This is a genomic window from Halonatronum saccharophilum DSM 13868 (assembly GCF_000517025.1).
Lineage (GTDB): Bacteria > Bacillota > Halanaerobiia > Halobacteroidales > Halobacteroidaceae > Halonatronum > Halonatronum saccharophilum.
The window spans coordinates 45,098-67,639 of the sequence record NZ_KI912095.1; the positions used below are offsets into that span (position 1 = coordinate 45,098).

Below are 22,542 nucleotides of genomic sequence, written 5' to 3' on the forward strand. Positions count from 1 at the left end.
CGATTGATAGTTGATAATTGATAGTTAATAGTTAACTTCAAAAGATTCAAGTTCTTTATTAATTTATGGTTTTAACTATAAACCACAAATTATCAACTGAATTAACGTGGAGAGGTACCCAAGTGGCTGAAGGGGCGGGTTTGCTAAACCTGTAGTAGGGAATTATCTCTAGCGAGGGTTCGAATCCCTCTCTCTCCGCCATAAAATACAATTGATAGTTGATAATTGATAGTTAGTAGTTAAGTTCAAAAGACTAAAATCTTCAAAAACTTTTTAACTGTAAACTATAAATTATACACTGTCAACTAATTAACGTGCGCCCGTAGCTCAGCTGGATAGAGTAACTGACTACGAATCAGGAGGTCGGAGGTTCGAATCCTCCCGGGCGCGCCATTTTTATTTTTTAGGAGAATATTATTCTATGAATAATGATCAATATTATATGGAAGAAGCTTTAAAAGAAGCAAAGAAAGCGCTACTCAAAGAAGAAGTTCCAATTGGTGCTATAGTTGTTAAGGATGATAAGATTATAGCAAGAGCCCATAATCTTAAAGAAGAGTTACAAGACCCAACTGCTCACGCAGAGGTATTAGTAATTCGGAAAGCTACTGAAAAGTTAGGTGGCTGGAGATTAAATGGTTGCCAATTATATGTTAGTATTGAACCTTGTCCAATGTGTGCAGGAGCATTAGTTCAATCAAGAGTAGATAGACTAATTTATGGTGCTGCTGACCCTAAAGGTGGAGGAGCAGGGACATTATTTAATATTGTCGATGACCATAGATTAAATCATAGAATAGAAGTTAAATCTGGTATTTTAGAGTTGGAATGTAAGCATATGATGAAAGAATTTTTTAAAAGCTTAAGAAAATAATTAGTTTTCTAACTAATTTAATATAGATGATAAAATTTAAATTTATGGAGAGGTGTCCGAGTCTGGCTTAAGGGGCTCGCCTGGAAAGCGAGTGTAGGCTCACGCCTACCGAGGGTTCAAATCCCTCCCTCTCCGCCATTATATTAAAGAGGAGTTAATTTAACATTTGGAATTAAATGCTAAATAATGGTTTCTCTTGACTTATCTATTTTATTTTGATAAAATTAAATTAGTTAAATAGTAATAAAGGCTCAAGGGCCTTTATATAGATTGTGACCGTGCTAAATGGGGTGGTAGCGGTGCCCTGTAACCCGCAATCCGCTATAGCGGGATTGAAGTTTGCTTTAGCTTATTCTTTTTAAGGTCTGGCTTAAGTAAGTGGTGTTGACAATTGGGTCCTACGCAACGGAGCTTTATGAATCCCGTCAGGTCCGGAAGGAAGCAGCGGTAAATAAATGTCTTCCGTGTGCCGTGGGGGTGCCTAATTCGAGCTAACTGCTTAAGTAACGCTTGGGAGGGGTAAGTGAGAGTGAATGCACGGTCCTTTATTATTATAAAGATATAATTTTCTACTGGAGGTTATAAAATGGCCTATGTCTCACTTTATCGTAAGTGGCGTCCACAGGACTTTTCTGATATTGCTGGACAAAAGAATATTATAAAGACTTTAGAAAATGCCATTAGGATGGATAGGATAGCTCATGCCTATCTTTTTTGTGGTTCAAGAGGTACTGGTAAAACTAGTACTGCCAAAATACTAGCAAAGGCTTTAAATTGTACAGAAGGGCCAACAACTCTTCCATGTGGTGATTGTGAGCCTTGTAAGAAGATCAAGAATAACAACTCGATTGATGTTATAGAGATTGATGCTGCATCTAATCGTGGTATAGATGAAATTAGAGATCTTAGGGACAAGGTAAAGTTTGCCCCAACCGAGGGGAATTATAAGGTATATATTATTGATGAGGTACATATGTTAACAACTGAGGCCTTTAATGCTCTATTAAAGACCTTAGAGGAGCCACCAGGCTATGTGATATTTGTTTTAGCAACGACAGAACCACATAAATTACTGCCTACAATCCTTTCTAGGTGTCAAAGATTTGATTTCAGTAAGTTAACTATCGAAGATATTATTCAAAGATTGGATTATATTTGTAAAAAAGAGGGTATTACTATATCTAATGAAGGGCTAAAAGTAATTGCTCGAAATGCTGATGGTGGTATGAGGGATGCTATTAGTATTTTAGATCAGGTAATATCATTTGCTGGAGAGAATATTGAAGAGAAGGATGTAAGTGTAGTATTAGGATTGGTTGATCGTGAACTACTATTTGATCTAACTGATATATTAATTGAAAAAAATATTGATCAGGGCTTGGCTTTGATTAATAATATTGTCAGAGAGGGTAAGAATGCCACTCAATTTATAAATGATCTAATAAATCATCTTAGGAATTTATTATTAATTAAAGAATGTAGTTCTGTTGATAAATTAATTGATTTAACAGACGATGATAAAGTTAGATTAGATAAACAGGTTGATGAAGTAACTTCTCAAAGACTATTAAATTGGGTTGATATATTAAAGAAGGTAGGATATGATCTAAAGAGAACAAGTCAACCTAGGGTAATTTTAGAGATGGGTATAATTAAATTAATAAATATTGATAAAGATAGATCTATGGATTCTTTCTTAGATCGTTTAACTCAATTAGAAGATAAAATTAAAGAAGGTAAGATACAAGTTAGTGATAGTAACAATAATAAAAAAGTAGAAGAAAGTCAAAAACCAGAAAATGATCAAGCTAATCCCAAAACCCAATTAGAAGAAAATAAAGTTGTTCGTATTAAGAGTCCTGCTGATTTAAAGCTTGAGGATGTAAAAGAGAGATGGGAAGATATATTGGACTACTTTAGACAGCAAAAGAAGATGAGGTTACAAGCTCTATTGAGGGATGCTGAACCTATAAGTATAGATGGAAATAAATTGATTATAGCTTTTGAGCATGAATTTCATAAAGATTCTGTCCAAAGGGAGAAGGATAGCGTCGCTTCAGTATTAAAAAAGTTTTTGGGGGTTAGTTTGAAGGTGAATTGCATCTTTTCTGGAAATAATGAAGATGTAGGAAGTGAGGATGATATTTTAGATCATCCTTTGGTTCAAGAGGTTGTAAGAGTCTTTAATGGTGAGGTAGTAAAGGTTTCTTCTTTAGATTAGTAAGATAATATTAATTTAGGAGGATGATAATTATGAATATGAATAAGATGATGAAGCAAGTTCAAAAGATGCAAGGGCAAATGGCAAAGATGCAAGAGGAGTTAGCTGATAAGACTGTAGATGCTACTGTTGGTGGTGGAGTAGTAACAGTTACAGCAAATGGTAAACAAGAGATTGTTGATATTAAGATCGATCCAGATGCTATTGATCCTGATGATGTAGAGATGTTAGAAGATTTAATTCTAGCTGCTACTAATGAAGCTTTAAGAAAGATGCAAGAGATGACTAATAAAGAGATGGGTAAATTAACTGGTGGAATGAATATTCCAGGTTTATTTTAGGGGATAGTTAGATGAGATATTATGCTCAACCCTTATCTGAATTAATTGGCCATTTATCTAAGTTACCAGGTGTTGGCCCTAAAACAGCACAAAGATTAGCCTTTCATATTTTAGAGATGGATAAGGGAGAGGTTAAAGGGTTAGCTAAATCAATTTCAGAAGTAAAGGATAAGTTAACTTATTGCTCTGTATGTAGTAATTTGACCCAACAAGATCCCTGTCATATATGTAATAATCCAAAAAGAACTAAGGATATTCTTTGTGTAGTAGAAGAAGTTAGAGATATAATTGCTATGGAAAGAACAGGAGAGTATAAAGGGTTATATCATGTTTTGCATGGTGCTATTTCTCCAATTGATGGCGTTGGCCCGGATGATATTAACATTAAAGGGATATTACCTAGGATATCTGATGGTGTTAAGGAAGTTATTTTGGCTACTGACCCAAATGTTGAAGGAGAAGCTACGGCAATGTACATATCAAAGTTATTAAAGCCTCTAGGGGTTAAGGTGACTAGGATTGCTCATGGGCTTCCAGTAGGTGGAGATTTAGAATATGCCGATGAAGTAACTTTGTCAAAAGCATTAGAAGGAAGAAGAGAGATCTAGCCACAATAATTGTGGCTAGATCTTATTTTTTGGAGGTTTTATAGTAATAAAGCTACGCTTTATTACTAGTGATGAGTAATCAGTAATAGGTAATGGGTAAAACCTTAAAAAGCAGAAATCACTTTGTTCCTAGGGTTTATAAGAGTTCTTGAAATTTTAATCTTACTCATCACTCATTACCCATTACTAGTTGCACGAAAGTGCAACTATATTACTATTAAGCATTAACAAAAAAATTAAGATTTTTCTAAATTCTTGATCTTAGCTGACGACTGAAAGCTGATAGCTAAGATCAAATTGTCTGAAAATTGCGATATTTGACTAGGTGTAGTTGTTATAGTATACTGAACTTATATAAGTTTATAAGGTGTAAAGTGTAAATTCATTTAAAATAGGGGGTAGAAGAAATGTCTAAAAAAATGAAAACAATGGATGGAAATCAAGCTGCTGCATATACATCCTATGCATTTACTGAAGTAGCTGGTATTTATCCTATCACACCATCATCTCCGATGGCAGAGTATGTGGATTTATGGGCTTCTCAAGGTAAGAAGAACTTATTTGGAATGCCTGTAAATGTTGTAGAGATGCAATCAGAAGGAGGAGCTGCTGCTACAGTGCATGGTTCTTTACAAGCTGGTGCTTTAACTACTACTTATACTGCATCTCAAGGTTTGTTATTAAAGGTCCCTAATATGTATAAGATAGCAGGGGAACTTTTACCAGGTGTTATTCATGTATCTGCAAGATCGATTGCTGCTCAAGCTTTATCAATCTTTGGTGATCACCAAGATGTTATGGCAGCACGTCAAACTGGTTTTGCTATGATGGCAACTGGTTCAGTTCAAGAGGTTATGGACTTAGGTGGGGTTGCTCACTTAGCTGCTATTGAAAGTAGAATTCCATTCTTACACTTCTTTGATGGATTCCGTACTTCTCATGAAATTCAAAAAGTAGAAGTTATGGATTATGGTGTTTATGATAATCTATTAGATAAAGAAGCTGTACAGAAATTCCGTGATAATGCTTTAAATCCGGAAAAGCCAGTAACTCGTGGTTCTGCACAAAATGATGACGTTTATTTCCAAACTAGAGAGGTTCAAAATAAATATTATGATCAAGTTCCAGATATCGCTGCTAAATATATGAAAGAGATATCTAAGGTAACTGGACGTAATTATGCTCCTTTCGTGTATTATGGAGCTAAAGATGCTACAGATATTATAGTTGCTATGGGATCAGTTACTGAGACTATTGAAGAGACTGTAGATTACTTAAATGCTCAAGGGCGTAAAGTTGGTTTAATTACTGTTCACTTATATCGTCCATTTAGCGCTAAATATTTCTTTGATGTATTGCCAGAGAGCGTAGAAAGAATTGCAGTTTTAGATAGAACTAAAGAGCAAGGTTCTGTTGGAGAACCATTATACTTAGATGTAAAATCAATCTTCTATGCTAAGGAGGATGCTCCAGAAATAGTAGGTGGACGTTATGGTCTTTCTTCTAAGGATACTACTCCTGCTCAAATCATAGCTGTATATGATAACTTGGCTGGAGAAGCAAAGGATAGCTTTACTATTGGTATCGTAGATGATGTGACTAATTTATCTCTACCTGTAGAAGGAGAAGTAAATGTTTTATCTGATGATGTTACAGAAGCATTATTCTACGGATTAGGTTCTGATGGTACTGTAGGTGCTAACAAGAATACAATCAAGATTATCGGTGATAATACTGATTTATATGCACAAGGGTACTTTGCTTATGATTCTAAGAAGTCTGGTGGTGTAACAAGATCAAACTTACGTTTTGGTAAGGATCCAGTTAGATCTACTTACTTAGTATCTACTCCAAACTTTGTATCTTGTTCTACAGATTCGTACTTAAATAAATATGATATGTTAAGTGGATTACGTCAAGGTGGTACTTTCTTATTAAATACTGTCTCTGATGCTGAGGAGATTGTAGAGAAGATGCCTAATAGTGTTAAGAAGACTTTAGCTGAGAAAGACGCTAAGTTCTATATCATTGATGCTGTTACTTTAGCTAATGAGATAGGGTTAGGTCGTCGTACTAATACTATTATGCAATCTGCATTCTTTAAATTAAATGAGCAGATTATGCCTTATGAAAAAGCTCAAGAATTAATGAAAGAATATGCTCAAAAAGCATATAGCCGTAAAGGTAAAGAGATTGTAGAAATGAACTGGAAAGCTATTGATAAAGGAGCAGAAGGTTTAGTTGAAGTAAATGTTAACTCAGCTTGGGCCAACTTAGAGGCTGAAGAAACTGATGCTGTAGATCAGAGCAGACCAGACTTTGTGAAAAACATAGCTGATCCAATTAACGCTATCGAAGGTTATGAATTACCTGTTTCAGCCTTTGAAGGTTATGAAGATGGTACTATGGTAAATGGTACTTCAGCTTATGAAAAGCGTGGTATTGCTAACTTCGTTCCTAAGTGGGTTGAAGATAATTGTATTCAGTGTAACCAATGTGCTTTCGTTTGTCCTCATGCAGTAATTAGACCATTCTTAATGGATGAAGAAGAGGTTGCAAATGCTCCTGAAGGAACGATAACTAAGAAACCTTTAGGTAGAGGATTAGATGGATTAGAGTATCGTCTACAAATCTCTACTTTAGACTGTACTGGATGTGGAGTTTGTGAGCAAGTATGTCCAGGTATGAGAGGTAACAAAGCACTTGAAATGGTAGCAATTCAAGAATCTATTGATGCTGGTGAGCCAGAAAAGGCAGAATATATGTTCAATGAAGTAACTTATAAAGATGATAAGTTAAAGACTACAAATGTTAAAGGGTCTCAATTCTGTAAGCCATTATTTGAGTTCTCTGGAGCTTGTGCTGGTTGTGGAGAGACTCCATATGTTAAGTTAGTTTCTCAATTATTTGGAGATAGAATGACTATCGCCAATGCAACTGGATGTTCTTCAATCTATGGTGGATCTTACCCAGCTACTCCATTTACTAAGGATGCTGATGGTAGAGGACCAGCTTGGGCTAACTCTTTATTTGAAGATAATGCTGAATTTGGTTTCGGTATGAGAGTTGCTTCTGAGACTATTCGTGATAGAATTCAAAATATCATGATTGATACTATGACAGATGTAGAAGTAGAACTAAAAGCTCTATTCCAAGAATGGATGGAGAATAGAAATAGTGGAGCTAAGACAAAAGAGTTAAAGAGCAAGCTAGTAGCTGCACTAGAAGAGACTTCTTGTGAAGAAGCTAAGGAAATCTTAGGCGTTAAAGATTATATTGTTAAGCAGTCTAACTGGATGATTGGTGGAGACGGATGGGCTTATGATATCGGTTATGGCGGATTAGACCATGTAATTGCAAGTAATGAGGATATTAATATCCTAGTTGTAGATACAGAAGTTTATTCTAATACTGGTGGTCAATCATCTAAGGCATCTCCAACTGGTTCTATCGCTAAGTTTACTGCTGGTGGTAAGAACGGTACTAAGAAGGATTTAGGTGCAATAGCAATGACTTATGGTCATGTTTATGTAGCTCAAGTGTCTCATGGTGCAAGTCAAGCTCAAGTACTAAAAGCTATGATTGAAGCTGAAGCTCATGAGGGGCCATCAATTGTAATTGCGTACTCTCCTTGTATAAGCCATGGTGTGAAGGGTGGATTAACTCAATCTCAAGCTCAAGCTAAATTAGCTACTGAGTGTGGATATTGGCCGACATATAGATTTGATCCTACTTTAGAAGCAGAAGGGAAGAATCCATTCCAAATCGATTCTAAAGAGCCAAATTGGGATAAATATCATGACTTCTTAATGAGTGAGAAGCGTTATTCTCAGTTATATAAGATCAACCCTGATGAGGCAGAAGGTTTATTAGAAGCTAATAAAAAGGCAGCTAAAAGGCGTTGGAAGATGTATCAACGTTATGCTGCAATGGATTATTCTTTAGACTCTGATATAGAAAAGGCTAAAGAAGAAGCAGCAGCAACAAAAGAGTAATATAATAGATATCTAAAAGCAGTGGGTTAGAAACCCGCTGCTTTTTTATATTTAATTATATAAACATTTTGTTTATTTTAACTATTTACTTATTAATTTCCTGTGGTATAATAATGGTAGAAATTATAATAATTGCGACTTAATTAAGTTGTAATTATAAATATAACATATGTGGGTGGGGGGGAAGTAATGTTTAAATTTAGGAAGATTGGTGTATTAATGTTGGTATTTGTTTTTATTATATCTATGACTGGATGTTTTGGCCCGTTTAGATCAAGTGATAATGATAAGGTAGGAAGTGTAGCAGGAGTAGTTACTTTAGATGAAGACCCTGTAGGTGGGGTTAGTGTTAGTGTCTCAGATACTAATAAGGCTACAGTAACAGATTCTAAAGGGGTTTATAAAATAACTGACTTAAGTACAGGAAGTTATACCTTGTATTTTGAGAAGTCAGAGGTTAGTATCGATAGGAACGTAGATGTTGTTATTTCAGGTGGTAAAGAGACTACTCGAAATTTAAATTTAACTTCAAATAATGATGATAATGATGATAATAATAATAATGGTACATCGATAGAAGATGTAAAATTATTTGTTAGTGATTTGAAAGGTCATGGTGTAAATTTGATGGAAAGTGGTGAAGAACAAGCAACAAAAATAAAAGAAAATATAAATGAGGATGTAATTCCTTATCTAGTAGCAATGGGTTATCGTTTTGATAAGATATCTGAAGTATTAAGGGTGTGGGAAACATTAGGTGAGTGGAATGGATATGGACCAGGAGAGTATACGGTTAATTGGAATGAATTTGATAACTATAGAGAGATGAGAAGAAAATATTTAGGAGATTGCTTTGATGATTATGGTAATTGGGAGACTCGGGATGATTATGATGAAAATTATTATGACCAATACGATAGATATAGAGATTATTATTTTGCAGTAGTTAATGATGATTATATTAGTTATGAAGAGTTTCTGGAAGAGCATACTGAGTTTATAATAGCAAAAGATATAGTGGAAGACTACCATAGTTTAGGTGTCTGGGAGTGGAATATAAACTTTGCTGATTTAGGTGAAACGGTCTCCCTTAAGGTGACAAATCCAGATGAGATTTCAACTTATGAGAGAATAGAGAGTGAAGAGTACGATTGGTACAGAAAAGAAAAAATTGATTTTACAAAGGCAGAATTTAGTTATAATCATACTTTCGATAATGACGATAGCTTAGATTGGTCTTTAAGCTTTACTTTGGATACAGAAGAGTCTGAGATTGTCGAGTGGACAGATACTTATGAAAGAATACATTATGATTATGTCTATGAAGGTGGAGTATATAAAGAGGTTATTGATATAAGAAAATATAGAGATGATTTTGTTTTTACTATACCAAGAAAGGCAACTGCTAAGTTAAGGGGTACTATGAAGGATAGCTTAACCTTTGTCGATGAGTATGGATGGCTTGAAGAGGAAGGCGATATCCCAACAATTGGAGAGATAACTGTTAATGGTGAGGTTACCTTGGACTTAGATGGTAGTAAGGAATTTAATTATGATGGTTCTTTTAACTCTGAGGAGATTAATTATAAAGGAAAGACAAGAATAAGTTTCACAGAGATGCCTTCCTACCAGAATATTATTGATGGAGAAGCTTATCCTTTGTTAGAATCGCTTTACTTCTTGGGAGAGTTTAGTACCAATGTATTTAAGATTTCGGGTTCAACAGAGGCTGATTTTATTAGTAAAGAGATTGATGGTGTTACTGTACTATTACCTTCTAAGGTGACTTATAGCGGTTTATATCAGGATATATCTGTAGAGGATGGTTTTACTTTAGACGGATCTTTAGTAATAGAGCCTGATTATATAGATTTAGATGGTTTAATAATAGGTGGAAATATAAGCTTAGAAGGGGATTTAGAGAGAGCAAACTTTGATAGGACCTATGCCAATATCAACTTTGCTTATAATGGAGATGAGGATGTTAACTTAAGCTTTAGATATGAATTTGATGGAGGTAAGTTTATTAGAGGAACAGTTGATATAGATGGTGAAGAATTAGTTGCTTACAATGAGAAGGATCTAAAGATTACTCTCTTCGTTGATGGTGAAGATGGAAAGATTGGTGAAATAACCGATTATTATGGTGATGAATTATATGCAGAGATTATAATTGATAGTAATGGTATCCCAAATATCCATTATGATGATATGACAAGAGAGTCATTACTCCCTTAGTTTAATGTTGAATTTAAAAGAGGTAGTCAATTAAATTGGCTACCTCTTTTATTAAGGTAGAGGGTGGTTAAATGAAGAAGATAATCTTTTTACTTATAATAATTATTGCTATAGGATATGAAGCTAAAGCTGAGGAGGTATCTCTTATTTATGAGAGAGATATCTTTGTAAATAACAATAGTTTTTCTTTAAAAGATGTACTTGATAAGAGATACTCTGAATTACCTATCCATTTAGAAGAGGATATATACTTTATTAATAGTGATAAAGAGAGGTACTCTCTTTATTTTGGAGATAAGAGATTCTTCATAGGATATATATCAGTGGAGGAAGAATGGGGAGAGGCTGATAAAGAGACTGGTATATTCGTGATTGAGAGGTTAAGAAAGGGTGATTCATATAGTAGGGAGAGTTATGATATTGGTCTAGAAAGGTGGAAGCAGGTTGTAGAAGGTTTAGAGTTTGGAGGAGAAGTCTATTCTAATGAAGATAGAGGGATTTCATTAGTATTAAAGGGTAAGTTACTAAAGGGTTTGGAGTTAGTTCAAAGTAATTATCAGGGAATTGTGAAAGAGAAGAATGGTAAGCATTATTTTTCGGGCTATAGTGATGGAATAGATACAGGGTTTAATGAGAAGACAACTCTTCAAGATATAGATTATAGTAGTAGAGGATATAGCTTAGGCTATAAATTTATATGGAATTTAGATAAGCAAAGAAGGATTGTGTTGGATGGGGAGAATATATTGAGTAGAATTAATTGGGAGGATGCCTATACTTCTATTATGAATTATGAGAATACGAGTCTGGGTATCTACTCTAATTATATCTTTGGTTCTTCTAGTTATGGACACGATGGGTATAATGACTATATAACTCGTTTAAATCCTAGTTATGATTTATACTTTGAGTCTGATAGAATTAGTTTAGGGATTTTTTATCGTTATCATATTTATGATGATTATATATATGGTCATGAATTCTATCCTTACTTTCATTATCTTATTACAGATAAAATAGGGGCTATAGAAGTGGGGATATATAAGGATTTTTATACTTTGGGAATTGATTATAGATGGCTTAATTTAGATGTAAAAAGTAAGTCTCTTAATGTATCATCTACTGAAGGGGTTATGGTCAATATTGGTCTTAAATTTACTAAATAAAGCAACTTAAAAGATATCTTTTAAGTTGCTTTATTTATATATAGTCAAATAATAATTGTCAATTTGTAAAATATAATTGACAAATTGACAATTATATTTTACAATATTATTAAAGTAAATATTTACAATAGGAGGATTAAAATTGGAACTTAAAAATAGAGTTAGGGAGTTGAGGGCAAGAGATAACTTGAATCAATCACAACTGGCTAAGGAAGTTGGTGTTTCAAGGCAGACAATATCTTTAATTGAGGGCGGAGGTTATTCTCCATCGATTGTAATTGCATTGAAGTTGGCCTTGGTCTTTGAGGTTAAGGTTGAAGATATATTTGAATTAGTTGAGGAGGAGAGAGATGATGAGTAGTAAGAAGAAATATTTTTTATTTTTAATATCTATCATACTTGGGAGTGGAATTTTTGGTTTTTTGGTTGGTTATTTTGAGGATAATATTTCTGGAGAAGGTTTAGAAATTTTATCTTTTTTAGGTGATTTGACTATGAGGATTGGTGTTTTTGGAGGACTTCTGTTAATATCTATTATTTTTTATTTGTTCTTTGGAGTAAATAAGCAGTTAAAAAATATAAGTAGTGAAGGAGAAAAGGATATTATCAAAAACAAAATAGATATAATATCTATTTTGTTTTTAATTGTTACAGTAAGTTTTCTTGTTGTATTATCATTAAAAGATAGGAGTAAAGTATTTTCTTATTCTTTAGATGGGGCCATTATTCTTTTGATTTTTCTACCCTTTGTTATAATAATAGAAAAGAAGTTGATTAACTGTTCAAATAAAATTACTCATCACAGAAAATTATCTTATTTTGATACTGAAAATGATAAATTTAAAAATTTTGATGAAGGGGAAAAGTGGATAGCAGCTAATTCTGCTTATAAGACTTTGGGGATTATGGATATTATTTTTGGTGTTGTTTGGATCCTATCATTAGGTTTAACAGATTTATTTTCTTTGCCTAGGCTATCTACAATGATAATAGTTTTATTGTGGGGAATTCAAAAGTTTATCTATGTTTATCAAGTTTATAAGAAAGAGAATTCCATTGAGTTGGAGAGTTGAATATAACACGTGAGAATGGAGATTAGTATCTTATTAGTAGGAAAGGTAGCTTTATTACTAGTGGCACGAAAGTGAAGCTTTATTACTATTTAATTTCAAATAAAATATCACTGGAGGAAGATATGATTAGAACAGAGGGAATAAAGAAGGTTTTTTGGGATAAGAAGGAGGGAGAGGTGGTAGCTCTTCACCCCACCTCGCTTTCAGTAAATGAGGGAGAAGTCTTTGGTGTCTTAGGGCCAAATGGTGCGGGCAAGACTACACTTTTAAGGATGCTGGCTACTATTTTGACACCAACTGATGGGAGTGGAGAGGTTAATGGTTACGATATATTGAGTCAAAAGGAGGAAGTGAAGTCATCTATCGGCTTCTTATCAGGTAATACAAAGCTATACGGTCGCCTGACACCTACAGAGATATTAAATTACTTTGGTGAGTTATATGGTTTAGGTAAAGAGGAGATTAGGGTAAGAAAGGAAGAGTTGATTACTTTGCTTAATATGGAGGAATTTATCGATAAGAAGGTAGAGAAATTATCTACTGGTCAAACTCAGAAGGTCTCCATTGCTCGTGCTTTATTACATGATCCTGATATCTATATGTTAGATGAACCTACTTTAGGTTTAGATATATTAACTAGTAAGTCTATTATAGAATTTATCCGAGGTGAAGCAGGGCGTGGAAAGACGATTATCTTCTCTACTCACTATATGGAAGAAGCAGAGGTTCTATGTGATAGGGTAGCTCTCTTACATAAGGGTAGAATATTAGATATTGATACAACAGAAGGCTATTATAATAAGTGCCAGGGTAATAATCTAAGAGATATATTCTTTGAATATGTAAATAAGTCAGAGGGTGATATAAATGAATCTTAAGAAGGTTCTTACAGTTTATAAGAAGGAATTAATAGAGACTTTCCGGGATAAGAAGACTTTAATCTTAGCGATACTTGTGCCTTTATTAATCTATCCTTTATTAGGATTTGGAGCATCTGAGTTGATATCTATAGGGATAGCTAGGGTAGAGAGTCAGGTTAGTAGGGTTGGTAGTAAGACTCTATTAAGTGATGAGCTTTTAGATTTGATTAAAGAGGATGAGAGGTTAGAATTCATAGAAGCTGATAATCTGTTTAGAAAGTTAGAGGAGGGGGGTATAGATGCGTATCTAGAATCATCCCTTGAAGAAGGTACAGAAGAGGTTAATATATATTATGATGGTGCTATAGAGAGGTCAAATTCAGCATGTAGTAGGCTGTGGTTGTTGTTAAATGATTACAAGCGTCTTCGTCAAGAAGATGAGTTGACCCAGCGTGGCTTAGATACTAAAGTTTTAGATATTGTAGAGGTTAAAGGTGAGAATATAGCTTCTTCAGAGAGGATGGGTGGGGTATTTTTAGGTGGAATTATCCCTTTGCTTTTGATTGTAATGATAGCTATGGGAGCAATATACCCAGCTATTGATTTAATTGCTGGGGAGAAAGAGAGAGGAACACTAGAGACAATATTGACAGTACCAATCAAGAGAAGTGAGTTAATCTTTGGTAAGTATCTGACAGTAACTACTGTAGCTATTTTGGTAGGCGCTTTGAACTTACTATCGATGCTTTTAGTATATTCTCTTGCTAGCTTTCAGCTTAAGGAGGTGATGGGAGGAGTTGATTTAGTCTTATCCCCGGGAGTAGGTATTCTTTTATTTCTTTTATTGATCCCATTAGTATTATTTGTCAGTGCTATTATTATGTCGGTCTCCTTATTTGCTAAAAATTTTAAAGATGCACAGAACTTTTTAAGTCCAGTACTGATATTATTAATGGCTCCAGCATATATAGCAATGATGCCAGGGGTAGAGATGAATTTTATTCTATCGGTGATTCCAATTGTGAATATTAGTCTTCTTTTTAAAGAGATATTTATCCAAAACTTTAATATAGAGTATATATTCTTGGTTTTTGTTTCTAATACTCTCTATTCCTTTTTGGGGATATATCTATTTGCTAGATTATTTAAGACAGAAAGCATTTTATTTGCAGAGGGAAAAGGTTATAAGTTTAGTATGAATCGTAAGGATTTAAAGGGGAGGAAGTTTTTAGATATTGGTGAGTCATTACTTTTGACTTCTGGGATATTATTTCTTTTCATTTATTTAGGAACCTTATTGCAATTAAGGTATGAGTTGTTTTGAGTATTTTTGAGTCAGTGGTTGATAATATTTGGCTCAGTCTTATTTATACTTTGGTATTTTAAGGTTGATTTAAGGGAAAGTTTAAATTTAAGAGCTTTTAATTTATCTTCTCTATTAGGAAGTATTTTGATGTGGATTTCAACCTTTGCTTTGGTTTTTTATATATCAGAGTTGCAGATGGAGTTCTTCCCTCAGATGGAAGAGTTATCAGAAGCAATGGCAGAGTTAATGGGTGGGGGAAGTTTGTGGTTTAGTATTATTTTTGTAGCTCTAACTCCTGCTATCTGTGAAGAGGTTCTCTTTAGAGGTGCTCTATTCTCTTCATTGAAGGAGAGGAGTAATAAGGTAGTAACTATTCTGGTATCATCTTTAATCTTTGCAATTTTTCATTTGAGTATCTTCCGACTTTTGCCTACCTTTATCTTGGGAGTTTTATTGGCTTATATAGTTTATAAGAGTGGTTCGATATTCCTGGCGATGATAATTCACTTTATTAATAACTTTGTTGCAGTACTCTCTTTATTTTATGAAGAGTGGTTTGAGGGGATTTATCAGGAGGTAGTTGGAGTAGATAGTGTTGTGCTGGTTTTAGGGTTGGTTGTTAGCTTTGTTGTAGGAGCTTATCTGTTGAGGCAAGGGATAAGGGAAAGAGGCTCCTTTAAATCTTGAGAGGACCTTTGAAATTGGGATTGCACGGAGATTAGTAGGGGCAGGTCCCCGTGCCTGCCCTTATATATGCCAGCGAGTGGTGGATAGAGGAATCGAAAGTCAGCAAGCTGACTTTCGATTCCAGATTCCAGATTTTAAGTTTCTCAAATCGGATTACATAGTAGATTTTTAAATGGAGGAGAAGAGAAGGGATGAGATGGATTATTCGTTTGCCCTTAAGAAGGTGGTTTCTATTAATTATGATTTACTTTTGAATAATTGAATTAATAATATAAGTAAGTTTAAAGATTGAAGAATATTTCTTAATTATATTATATGAGGAGTGTTAAAGATGGGTAAAGCTAAGATTGAATTTATTCGTACTTCACAAGCAGCTAATAGTGGACGGGAGTATGAAATCTATGTAGATGGTAAGTTAGAAGGAAAAATTGCTAATGGAGAAAGAGAAACGATAGAATTAGAAAGCGGAGAACATCAAATTATAGTCAAGTTGGATTGGAATAAAAGTAATGAAATGAAGGTTGATCTAGAAGTAGGAGAGGAGAAGAAATTAATCTGTGGGAGTAAGTTAGTCGGTTGGAGACAGTGGTTAGCTTTATACTATATTCTACCCCTTCTAAGTGATTTATACTTAAAGGAGTATTCTTCAGAGAAGATAATACATTACCCAGAAGAGACTTGGGAGGAAATTGTGGAGAAAGGTATGTTTTATTATGTAGTAAAAGAAGGAATAATTGGCTGGGGATTTTTTGTAGGTTTTTTTGTGTTTTTGGTAAATATAATTATAACATATCGTCATTTATCTATCGTTGATATCTTTCGCAACCTAATTATAAACCTGGCTATATTTTCTGTAGGAGGAGCAATCTTTGGCTTGATAATGTGGTTTATGATGGAGAAAATAAATGATTAGATGATATTTTTGATGTTAACAAAGAAGGGGTTGCTATTATGCATAATAGTGAACCCTTCTTTGTTGTATAAGTCATACTATTATAGCTGATAATTGAAAGATAAAATAAAAATAACTCCCCAACTCCTAATATTTTACTCTAAGTCTGGGTATTTTAATAAATGAAGAATTTCTATAAAGGGGGACGAGCAAAACCATGTCTTTTCAATTAATATCCAGATGGTTCAATTTTGGCCCTTTAATTAAAGAAGATAAGAAGGTTGATCAAGAGGGAGCAAATTATAGCTTAGAAGATCAGTTAGAAGAAGCAAGAGAAGAGTGGGAGGATGCAAGAAAGTATTTTAACTCTATTGAAGATCCCGGTTTACTTGATCATGCTATTTATCTAATTGAGGCTGCTGAGAGTAAATACCAATATCTTCTTCAAAAAAAGAAGGAGAAGGAGAATTAGGTATAGTTATTAATTATGAATCATTTTAGAAATGTAATTAATGTTATTATATACTAATTTTGATTCCAGGTTCCTGATAACATAAATATGAAAGGGGATTGTCGATGAGAAAAATATTAGAGATTCGTTGGCACGGGAGGGGGGGCCAAGGATCTAAAACCGCTTCTATACTACTGGGCAAAGTTGCAGCAAAGACGGGCAAGAATATTCAGGCCTTTCCTGAGTATGGGCCAGAGAGAATGGGGGCTCCTGTCTTAGCTTATAATAGGATAAGTGATGATCTAATCACCCTCCATTGCCAAGTAACAGAGCCAAGCATTGTAGCTGTGCTAGATCCTACCCTTCTAGAGGTTGTTGATGTTACTGAGGGTGTACCAGATGACGGGATAATTATTGTCAATGTTGGTATGGAGCCCAAGGAGTTGAAGGAAAAATTAGAATTTAAAGGAGAGGTATATACGGTAGATGCTTATGGTATTTCTACTGAAGAGATAGGTGCTCCTTTTCCAAATACACCAATGTTGGGGGCATTAATCAAGGCGGCAGATCTATTAGATTTTGATAAGTTCCTAGAAGAAGTTAAAAAGGAGTTTAAGAAGAAATTTGCTCATAAGCCTGAAGTGGTAGATGGTAATATGAATTCTATTAAAAGGGCTTATGAGGAGGTGAGAAGTTGATGATTAAACCTGGTGATGGATATAAAAGTATTCCTAAAGGTGGTTTAATCCTCGAGGGAGGAAATGCCAAAAGGTATAATACTGGAGGTTGGAGGACAAAAAAGCCTGTATTAGATAAGGACAGGTGTATTAACTGCCATCTCTGTTGGGCCTTTTGTCCTGATGTTTCTATTCTTTCTAAGGATGGTGTAGTATCAGATCAGATAGATTATGATCACTGCAAGGGTTGTGGCATCTGTGCCAACGAATGTCCGGTAAATGCTATTGAGATGGTGAAGGAATAACTAAGGGATAAGGGATAGAGCTGATATTAATATAATAATGTATTATATTATAGATTATTATTCATCAACTAAGTTAGGCTGACGGCTGAGAGCTGACAGCTGATAGCTAAAAAGGAGGTATTTAGATGTCTAGTAAGGTTGCTTTAACTGGAAATGAGGCGTTGGCCCAGGCGATGAGGCAGATAAATCCAGATGTTGTTGCAGCATATCCGATTACGCCACAGACTGCAATGGTGCAGACCTTCTCACAGTTTGTTGCTGATGGAGAGGTTGATACGGAATACGTGACTGTAGAGAGTGAGCATAGCGCTATGAGTGCAACTGTTGGAGCTTCTGCAGCTGGAGCTAGGGCGATGACAGCAACTGCTGCTAATGGGTTAGCTTTGATGTGGGAAGTTCTATATATAGCCTCTGGTACAAGGTTGCCAATCGTAATGCCGGTAGTAAACAGGGCCTTAAGCGGGCCAATAAATATACACTGTGATCATAGTGATGCGATGGGAGCTAGGGATTCAGGGTGGATTCAACTATATGCTGAAAATGCCCAAGAGGCCTATGATAATGCAATTCAAGCTTTGCGTATCTCTGAGCATAAGGATGTTATGTTACCGACAATGGTCAATTTAGATGGATTTATTACTAGTCATGCAGTAGAGAGTTTAGAGATCTTAGCCGATAGTGATGTAAAGGAGTTTATTGGTGAGTATAAGGCCGAACATCATCTGTTGGATTCGAAGAACCCTATTGCCGTTGGCCCATTAGATTTACAAGATTTCTATTTTGAGCATAAGATGCAACAATCTATAGCTATGGAAAACTCTAAGGAAGTTATCTTAGAAGTAGCAAAAGAGTACAAGGAGTTATCTGGAAGAGAGTATGAATTCTTTGAAGAGTATAAGTTAGATGATGCAGAGATTGGTATTGTAGCCTTAAATTCTACTGCTGGAACTGCTAAAGGTGCTGTAGATAATTTAAGAGAGCAGGGGGTAAAGGCAGGTTTATTGAAGATTAGGGTTTATAGACCATTTCCAGGTGAGGAGATAGCAGAGGTCTTAAAAAGTCTTAAAGCAGTAGCTGTATTAGATAGGGCTGAAAGTTTCTCTACTAATGGAGGACCGGTCTTTGGTGATATAAGAAGTATTCTATATAATATAAAAGCTGATGTAGAAGTTGTGAATTATATCTACGGTTTAGGTGGTAGAGATATTAAGGTAGGAGAAATTGAATCGGTTTATAGGGATCTAGAAGAGATTATTGATAGTGGAAATGTGAAAAATAGGGTAAGTCATCTTGGGGTAAGAGAATAGGAGGTGGATTAATTGAAGTTAAAAGAAGCTGCTAAGACCAAAGAAAGGCTAACTGGTGGACACCGATTATGTTCAGGGTGTGGTGCTGGGACTGCTACTAATCTTATTATGAGAGCAAGTAAGAACCCAGCAGTTGTAGGGTGTGCTACAGGATGTTTAGAGGTTTCTACTACAATCTATCCCTTTACTGCTTGGGAGGACTCTTTTATTCATAATGCATTTGAAAATGTTGCAGCGACAATAAGTGGTGTTGAGGCTGCTTATCGTTCTTTAGTAAAGCAAGGGAAGATGGATGAAGAGTTTGATTTTATAGCTTTTGGTGGAGATGGTGGAACTTATGATATAGGATTTCAATCACTATCAGGTGCTATGGAGCGTGGGCATAATATGGTCTATATCTGTTATGATAATGGAGCTTATATGAATACAGGTATTCAGCGTTCTAGTGCAACACCAAAAGGGGCCAACACCACAACTTCACCGGCAGGAAAGGTAATACCAGGTAAACAGCAGTATAAGAAGGAGTTAACAGATATTATGGTAGCTCATAATATTCCTTATGTTGCTCAAGCTTCTTTATTTAAACCACAGGACCTTTTACGAAAGGCACAAAAGGCCTTCGAAACTAAAGGGCCAGCCTTTATTAATGTTATTGCCACCTGTCCAAGAGGTTGGAGAAGTAGGGCTGAAAAGGGTATAGAGTTGACTAAGGTTGCTGCGGATACTTGTGCTTGGCCCTTATTTGAAGTAGAAGAAGGTAAGTGGAAGTTAAACTATAAACCTAAGAAGAAAAAACCAATTGAAGAGTGGTTAAGACAGCAAGGGCGATTTAAGCATCTATTTAAGAAAGGAAATGAACATTTAATTGAAGAGATACAAGAGCATACAGATCAGCGGTGGGAGTACCTTTTAGAGATGTGTGAAAAGGATTGAATTGGCTATAGCCAATTCAATCCTTTTTTCTCTAGAAATGAATTTAAGATCTTTTTTGTAACAACTGGGATTAAGATTCCCATTAAAGCTCCTCCTAGAATATCTGTAGGAAAATGAAATCCACTATATATCCTTGAAAGGGAGACAACAACAGCAAATCCATAAAAGAGATATCCCATTTTTTTGTTGAAGAGATAAACCCCTGTGGCTACCGCAAAACTACCAGCAGCATGGTTACTAGGAAATGATGCAGTAGGCGCATGGTAGAATAGTTTCTCTACTCCCTCTATCAAAAAAGGTCTTTCTCGATAGTACAAAGTTCGAATTATTCGATTAATAACTATGGCTCCTCCTGTTGAGAAAGTTATAAAGGAAAACCATTTAATTAATCTCACTCTATTTTTTCTAAATGCCACTAAAGAAATACCTAGTACAAAAAGCAAATGTGGATAATATAGAGCAATTATTCTCATAATACTATCCAAAAGATCACTTCTGCCTTGAAATCCATAGATAAAGTTAAATAAAATATCATCAATAATCATAACAATCATCCTCTTCTATTATTATATAGGCGATTTAATTTTATCATATATAATAAGGGATTAACAAGAGTTAATTCCTTGTAGTTAATCTTTCCCTTGACACTACTATATAAGTCTGATAAACTTATAAAAACTAAAAATATAACAAAGTAATTTTTTTCGTATATATTCGAGAATAAGGCTCGAAAGTTTCTACCAGATGGCCATAAACTGTCTGACTACGGATCTTTTTAATACTTTTTCTGTATTAATGGGCCTAAGTATGGTTTCTTAACTATGCTTAGGTCTTTTTTGATAAATATTTATTATAAAGAGAAAACTAAAAATAAGGGGGAGATAGATATGGAAGATAAGTTTGTAAAAGAAGGCTTGACCTTTGATGATGTATTATTGATACCGGGACATTCAAAAGTTTTACCTAAGGAGGTTGACACAGGTACTAGACTAACTAAGAATATTAAGCTTAATATTCCAGTTTTGAGTGCAGCTATGGATACAGTTACTGAGGCAGATATGGCCATTTCTATGGCTAGACAAGGTGGACTTGGTATAATTCATAAGAATATGCCTGCTAAATCTCAAGCAGAAGAAGTTGATAAAGTTAAAAGATCTGAAAATGGTGTTATTGTAAATCCATTTTACTTAAAGCCTGATAATATGGTTTATGAGGCAGAGGAATTGATGGCTAAATATCATATTTCTGGTGTACCAATTGTTGATGATAATAAGAACTTAGTAGGTATCTTGACTAATAGAGATTTAGTCTTTGAAAAGAACTTCGATCAAGAGATTAAAAACATTATGACTAGTGAAAATCTAGTGACTGCTCCTGTAGGAACGGATTTAGAAGGGGCCAAGGAGATATTACAGAAGAATAAGATAGAGAAGTTACCTTTAGTTGATGATAATAATATTCTAAAAGGATTAATTACAATAAAAGATATAGAGAAAGCTGAAGAGTACCCGAATGCAGCTAAGGACAAGCAAGGTAGGTTGCTTGTTGGTGCAGCTGTAGGTATTGGTCCAGGAACTAAAGATAGAATAGCGGCTTTAGTTGAAGCTGAGGTTGATGTTATTATAGTAGATACTGCTCATGGACATTCTCAAAAGGTAATCGATATGGTTAAAGAGGTTAAGGATAAATATTCTGATATTGATGTTATTGGTGGGAATATAGCTACAGCAGAAGCAGCCAGGGCTTTAATTGAGGCTGGAGCAGATGCAGTAAAGGTAGGTGTTGGCCCAGGTTCTATCTGTACTACAAGGGTAGTGGCAGGTGTTGGTGTTCCACAGGTTACAGCTATTTATGATTGTGCTAAGGCTGCTGCTGAATATGGTGTTCCAGTAATTGCTGATGGTGGTATTAAATATTCTGGTGATATCGTTAAAGCTTTAGTTGCTGGTGCAAGTACTGTTATGTTAGGTAGTGTTTTAGCTGGTACTGAAGAGTCTCCAGGTGAGAGAGTAATCTATAAAGGAAGAAGTTATAAAGTCTATCGTGGTATGGGATCAATTGGAGCAATGAAGGAAGGAAGTAAGGATCGTTACTTCCAAGAGGACGATAAAAAGTTAGTTCCTGAAGGTATTGAAGGAAGAATACCTTACAAAGGAGATTTAGCAGATACTATCTATCAAATGGTAGGTGGACTAAGAGCAGGTATGGGGTATTGTGGTGCTGGTAAAGTAGAAGAGCTTAACACTAAAGGTAAATTTGTTAAGATTACAGCTGCTGGACTAAGAGAGAGCCACCCCCATGATGTAACTATTACTAAAGAAGCACCTAACTATAGTATAGATTAAGGTTGTTGGCCCTCATTTTGAGGGCCTTTTTATATTTATCTTTTCGTTGGGGTATTATAGTAATAAAGTGTCACTTTCGTGCCACTAGTAATGGGTAATGAGTGAAGAGTAATGAGTAAAGTCAAAATCTCAAAACCTCTTATAAGTCTTAGGTAACAAAGGGGTTTCTGTTTTTTTAAGGTTTTACCCATTACTCATTACTGATTACTCATCACCAGTAATAAAGCTCCGCTTTATTACTATATAATAATTATAAAGGACTT

General features: G+C 34.9%; 20 protein-coding genes, 3 tRNA genes, 1 other RNA gene and 1 riboswitch. Of the genes, 23 read left to right on the forward strand and 1 reads right to left on the reverse strand.

Annotated features, from left to right (window positions below):
- Positions 1–108 precede the first annotated feature (108 nt).
- The 22 genes from HALSAC_RS0107315 to HALSAC_RS0107420 all read left to right on the forward strand — a co-directional run bounded on the left by HALSAC_RS0107315 (position 109) and on the right by HALSAC_RS0107420 (position 19,934).
- Positions 109–201 (forward strand) — tRNA-Ser (locus HALSAC_RS0107315).
- Positions 202–316: 115 nt separating this feature from the next.
- Positions 317–393, forward strand: a tRNA-Arg gene (locus HALSAC_RS0107320).
- A 28-nt stretch (positions 394–421) separates the two neighbouring features.
- A complete protein-coding gene (gene tadA, locus HALSAC_RS0107325) occupies positions 422–874 on the forward strand; it encodes a tRNA adenosine(34) deaminase TadA (protein ID WP_027339723.1) in 453 nt (150 codons plus the stop codon).
- A gap of 46 nt (positions 875–920) precedes the next feature.
- Positions 921–1,012: transfer RNA gene (locus HALSAC_RS0107330), tRNA-Ser, on the forward strand.
- A gap of 138 nt (positions 1,013–1,150) precedes the next feature.
- Positions 1,151–1,415, forward strand: an RNA gene (ffs, locus tag HALSAC_RS16850) — signal recognition particle sRNA large type.
- Between the two features lie 45 nt (positions 1,416–1,460).
- Positions 1,461–3,095 carry a DNA polymerase III subunit gamma/tau gene (gene dnaX, locus HALSAC_RS0107335; RefSeq protein WP_027339724.1) on the forward strand — a complete coding sequence of 545 codons (1,635 nt, stop codon included), beginning with the start codon at positions 1,461–1,463 and terminating at the stop codon, positions 3,093–3,095.
- Positions 3,096–3,127: 32 nt separating this feature from the next.
- A complete protein-coding gene (locus tag HALSAC_RS0107340) occupies positions 3,128–3,436 on the forward strand; it encodes a YbaB/EbfC family nucleoid-associated protein (RefSeq protein ID WP_027339725.1) in 309 nt (102 codons plus the stop codon).
- A gap of 11 nt (positions 3,437–3,447) precedes the next feature.
- Positions 3,448–4,044 (forward strand): recombination mediator RecR, encoded by a 597-nt coding sequence (recR, locus tag HALSAC_RS0107345; protein WP_027339726.1) that lies wholly within the window; start codon positions 3,448–3,450, stop codon positions 4,042–4,044.
- Positions 4,045–4,451: 407 nt separating this feature from the next.
- A complete protein-coding gene (nifJ, locus tag HALSAC_RS0107350) occupies positions 4,452–8,039 on the forward strand; it encodes a pyruvate:ferredoxin (flavodoxin) oxidoreductase (RefSeq protein WP_027339727.1) in 3,588 nt (1,195 codons plus the stop codon).
- 189 nt (positions 8,040–8,228) lie between these two features.
- Positions 8,229–10,277, forward strand: a complete 2,049-nt coding sequence (locus tag HALSAC_RS0107355) for a carboxypeptidase-like regulatory domain-containing protein (protein ID WP_027339728.1) — start codon at positions 8,229–8,231, stop codon at positions 10,275–10,277.
- A 71-nt stretch (positions 10,278–10,348) separates the two neighbouring features.
- Positions 10,349–11,443 (forward strand): hypothetical protein, encoded by a 1,095-nt coding sequence (locus HALSAC_RS0107360; RefSeq protein ID WP_027339729.1) that lies wholly within the window; start codon positions 10,349–10,351, stop codon positions 11,441–11,443.
- A 142-nt stretch (positions 11,444–11,585) separates the two neighbouring features.
- Complete coding sequence (locus tag HALSAC_RS0107365; protein ID WP_027339730.1) at positions 11,586–11,804, forward strand: helix-turn-helix transcriptional regulator; 219 nt, start codon at positions 11,586–11,588, stop codon at positions 11,802–11,804.
- Positions 11,797–12,516, forward strand: a complete 720-nt coding sequence (locus HALSAC_RS0107370) for a DUF3169 family protein (protein WP_169730089.1) — start codon at positions 11,797–11,799, stop codon at positions 12,514–12,516. Before HALSAC_RS0107365 ends, HALSAC_RS0107370 begins: the two co-directional genes overlap by 8 nt.
- Before the next feature lie 122 nt (positions 12,517–12,638).
- The gene (locus tag HALSAC_RS15290) at positions 12,639–13,394 is read left to right on the forward strand and encodes an ABC transporter ATP-binding protein (protein ID WP_035571506.1); all 756 of its coding nucleotides are present in this window, start codon (positions 12,639–12,641) and stop codon (positions 13,392–13,394) included.
- The gene (locus tag HALSAC_RS0107380; protein WP_027339732.1) at positions 13,384–14,700 is read left to right on the forward strand and encodes an ABC transporter permease subunit/CPBP intramembrane protease; all 1,317 of its coding nucleotides are present in this window, start codon (positions 13,384–13,386) and stop codon (positions 14,698–14,700) included. Before HALSAC_RS15290 ends, HALSAC_RS0107380 begins: the two co-directional genes overlap by 11 nt.
- A gap of 129 nt (positions 14,701–14,829) precedes the next feature.
- The gene (locus tag HALSAC_RS0107385) at positions 14,830–15,369 is read left to right on the forward strand and encodes a CPBP family intramembrane glutamic endopeptidase (RefSeq protein ID WP_156924157.1); all 540 of its coding nucleotides are present in this window, start codon (positions 14,830–14,832) and stop codon (positions 15,367–15,369) included.
- 331 nt (positions 15,370–15,700) lie between these two features.
- On the forward strand, positions 15,701–16,282 hold the full coding sequence (locus HALSAC_RS16425) for a hypothetical protein (RefSeq protein WP_051412128.1): 582 nt from the start codon (positions 15,701–15,703) through the stop codon (positions 16,280–16,282).
- 196 nt (positions 16,283–16,478) lie between these two features.
- On the forward strand, positions 16,479–16,733 hold the full coding sequence (locus HALSAC_RS0107400; protein WP_027339734.1) for a DUF2508 family protein: 255 nt from the start codon (positions 16,479–16,481) through the stop codon (positions 16,731–16,733).
- Between the two features lie 104 nt (positions 16,734–16,837).
- On the forward strand, positions 16,838–17,410 hold the full coding sequence (locus HALSAC_RS0107405) for a 2-oxoacid:acceptor oxidoreductase family protein (RefSeq protein ID WP_027339735.1): 573 nt from the start codon (positions 16,838–16,840) through the stop codon (positions 17,408–17,410).
- Positions 17,410–17,694 carry a 4Fe-4S binding protein gene (locus tag HALSAC_RS0107410; protein ID WP_027339736.1) on the forward strand — a complete coding sequence of 95 codons (285 nt, stop codon included), beginning with the start codon at positions 17,410–17,412 and terminating at the stop codon, positions 17,692–17,694. The genes HALSAC_RS0107405 and HALSAC_RS0107410 overlap by 1 nt, the downstream gene beginning before the upstream one ends.
- A gap of 125 nt (positions 17,695–17,819) precedes the next feature.
- The gene (gene porA / locus HALSAC_RS0107415; protein WP_027339737.1) at positions 17,820–19,001 is read left to right on the forward strand and encodes a pyruvate ferredoxin oxidoreductase; all 1,182 of its coding nucleotides are present in this window, start codon (positions 17,820–17,822) and stop codon (positions 18,999–19,001) included.
- 12 nt (positions 19,002–19,013) lie between these two features.
- Positions 19,014–19,934 carry a thiamine pyrophosphate-dependent enzyme gene (locus tag HALSAC_RS0107420; protein ID WP_027339738.1) on the forward strand — a complete coding sequence of 307 codons (921 nt, stop codon included), beginning with the start codon at positions 19,014–19,016 and terminating at the stop codon, positions 19,932–19,934.
- 5 nt (positions 19,935–19,939) lie between these two features.
- On the opposite strand, the gene HALSAC_RS16430 is transcribed toward HALSAC_RS0107420, so the two are convergent.
- A complete protein-coding gene (locus tag HALSAC_RS16430; RefSeq protein WP_051412129.1) occupies positions 19,940–20,479 on the reverse strand; it encodes a phosphatase PAP2 family protein in 540 nt (179 codons plus the stop codon).
- Positions 20,480–20,618: 139 nt separating this feature from the next.
- Positions 20,619–20,720: riboswitch (purine riboswitch) on the forward strand.
- 101 nt (positions 20,721–20,821) lie between these two features.
- Here HALSAC_RS16430 and guaB point away from each other — a divergent pair.
- On the forward strand, positions 20,822–22,279 hold the full coding sequence (gene guaB, locus HALSAC_RS0107430) for an IMP dehydrogenase (protein WP_027339739.1): 1,458 nt from the start codon (positions 20,822–20,824) through the stop codon (positions 22,277–22,279).
- The last annotated feature ends 263 nt before the right edge of the window (positions 22,280–22,542 follow it).

Coding starts and splice junctions, on each gene's coding strand:
- tadA (WP_027339723.1), top strand. CDS start 422: ATGAATAATGATCAATATTATATGGAAGAAGCTTTAAAAGAAGCAAAG.
- dnaX (WP_027339724.1), top strand. CDS start 1,461: ATGGCCTATGTCTCACTTTATCGTAAGTGGCGTCCACAGGACTTTTCT.
- HALSAC_RS0107340 (WP_027339725.1), top strand. CDS start 3,128: ATGAATATGAATAAGATGATGAAGCAAGTTCAAAAGATGCAAGGGCAA.
- recR (WP_027339726.1), top strand. CDS start 3,448: ATGAGATATTATGCTCAACCCTTATCTGAATTAATTGGCCATTTATCT.
- nifJ (WP_027339727.1), top strand. CDS start 4,452: ATGTCTAAAAAAATGAAAACAATGGATGGAAATCAAGCTGCTGCATAT.
- HALSAC_RS0107355 (WP_027339728.1), top strand. CDS start 8,229: ATGTTTAAATTTAGGAAGATTGGTGTATTAATGTTGGTATTTGTTTTT.
- HALSAC_RS0107360 (WP_027339729.1), top strand. CDS start 10,349: ATGAAGAAGATAATCTTTTTACTTATAATAATTATTGCTATAGGATAT.
- HALSAC_RS0107370 (WP_169730089.1), top strand. CDS start 11,797: ATGAGTAGTAAGAAGAAATATTTTTTATTTTTAATATCTATCATACTT.
- HALSAC_RS15290 (WP_035571506.1), top strand. CDS start 12,639: ATGATTAGAACAGAGGGAATAAAGAAGGTTTTTTGGGATAAGAAGGAG.
- HALSAC_RS0107380 (WP_027339732.1), top strand. CDS start 13,384: ATGAATCTTAAGAAGGTTCTTACAGTTTATAAGAAGGAATTAATAGAG.
- HALSAC_RS0107385 (WP_156924157.1), top strand. CDS start 14,830: ATGTGGATTTCAACCTTTGCTTTGGTTTTTTATATATCAGAGTTGCAG.
- HALSAC_RS16425 (WP_051412128.1), top strand. CDS start 15,701: ATGGGTAAAGCTAAGATTGAATTTATTCGTACTTCACAAGCAGCTAAT.
- HALSAC_RS0107400 (WP_027339734.1), top strand. CDS start 16,479: ATGTCTTTTCAATTAATATCCAGATGGTTCAATTTTGGCCCTTTAATT.
- HALSAC_RS0107405 (WP_027339735.1), top strand. CDS start 16,838: ATGAGAAAAATATTAGAGATTCGTTGGCACGGGAGGGGGGGCCAAGGA.
- HALSAC_RS0107410 (WP_027339736.1), top strand. CDS start 17,410: ATGATTAAACCTGGTGATGGATATAAAAGTATTCCTAAAGGTGGTTTA.
- porA (WP_027339737.1), top strand. CDS start 17,820: ATGTCTAGTAAGGTTGCTTTAACTGGAAATGAGGCGTTGGCCCAGGCG.
- HALSAC_RS16430 (WP_051412129.1), bottom strand. CDS start 20,479: ATGATTATTGATGATATTTTATTTAACTTTATCTATGGATTTCAAGGC.
- guaB (WP_027339739.1), top strand. CDS start 20,822: ATGGAAGATAAGTTTGTAAAAGAAGGCTTGACCTTTGATGATGTATTA.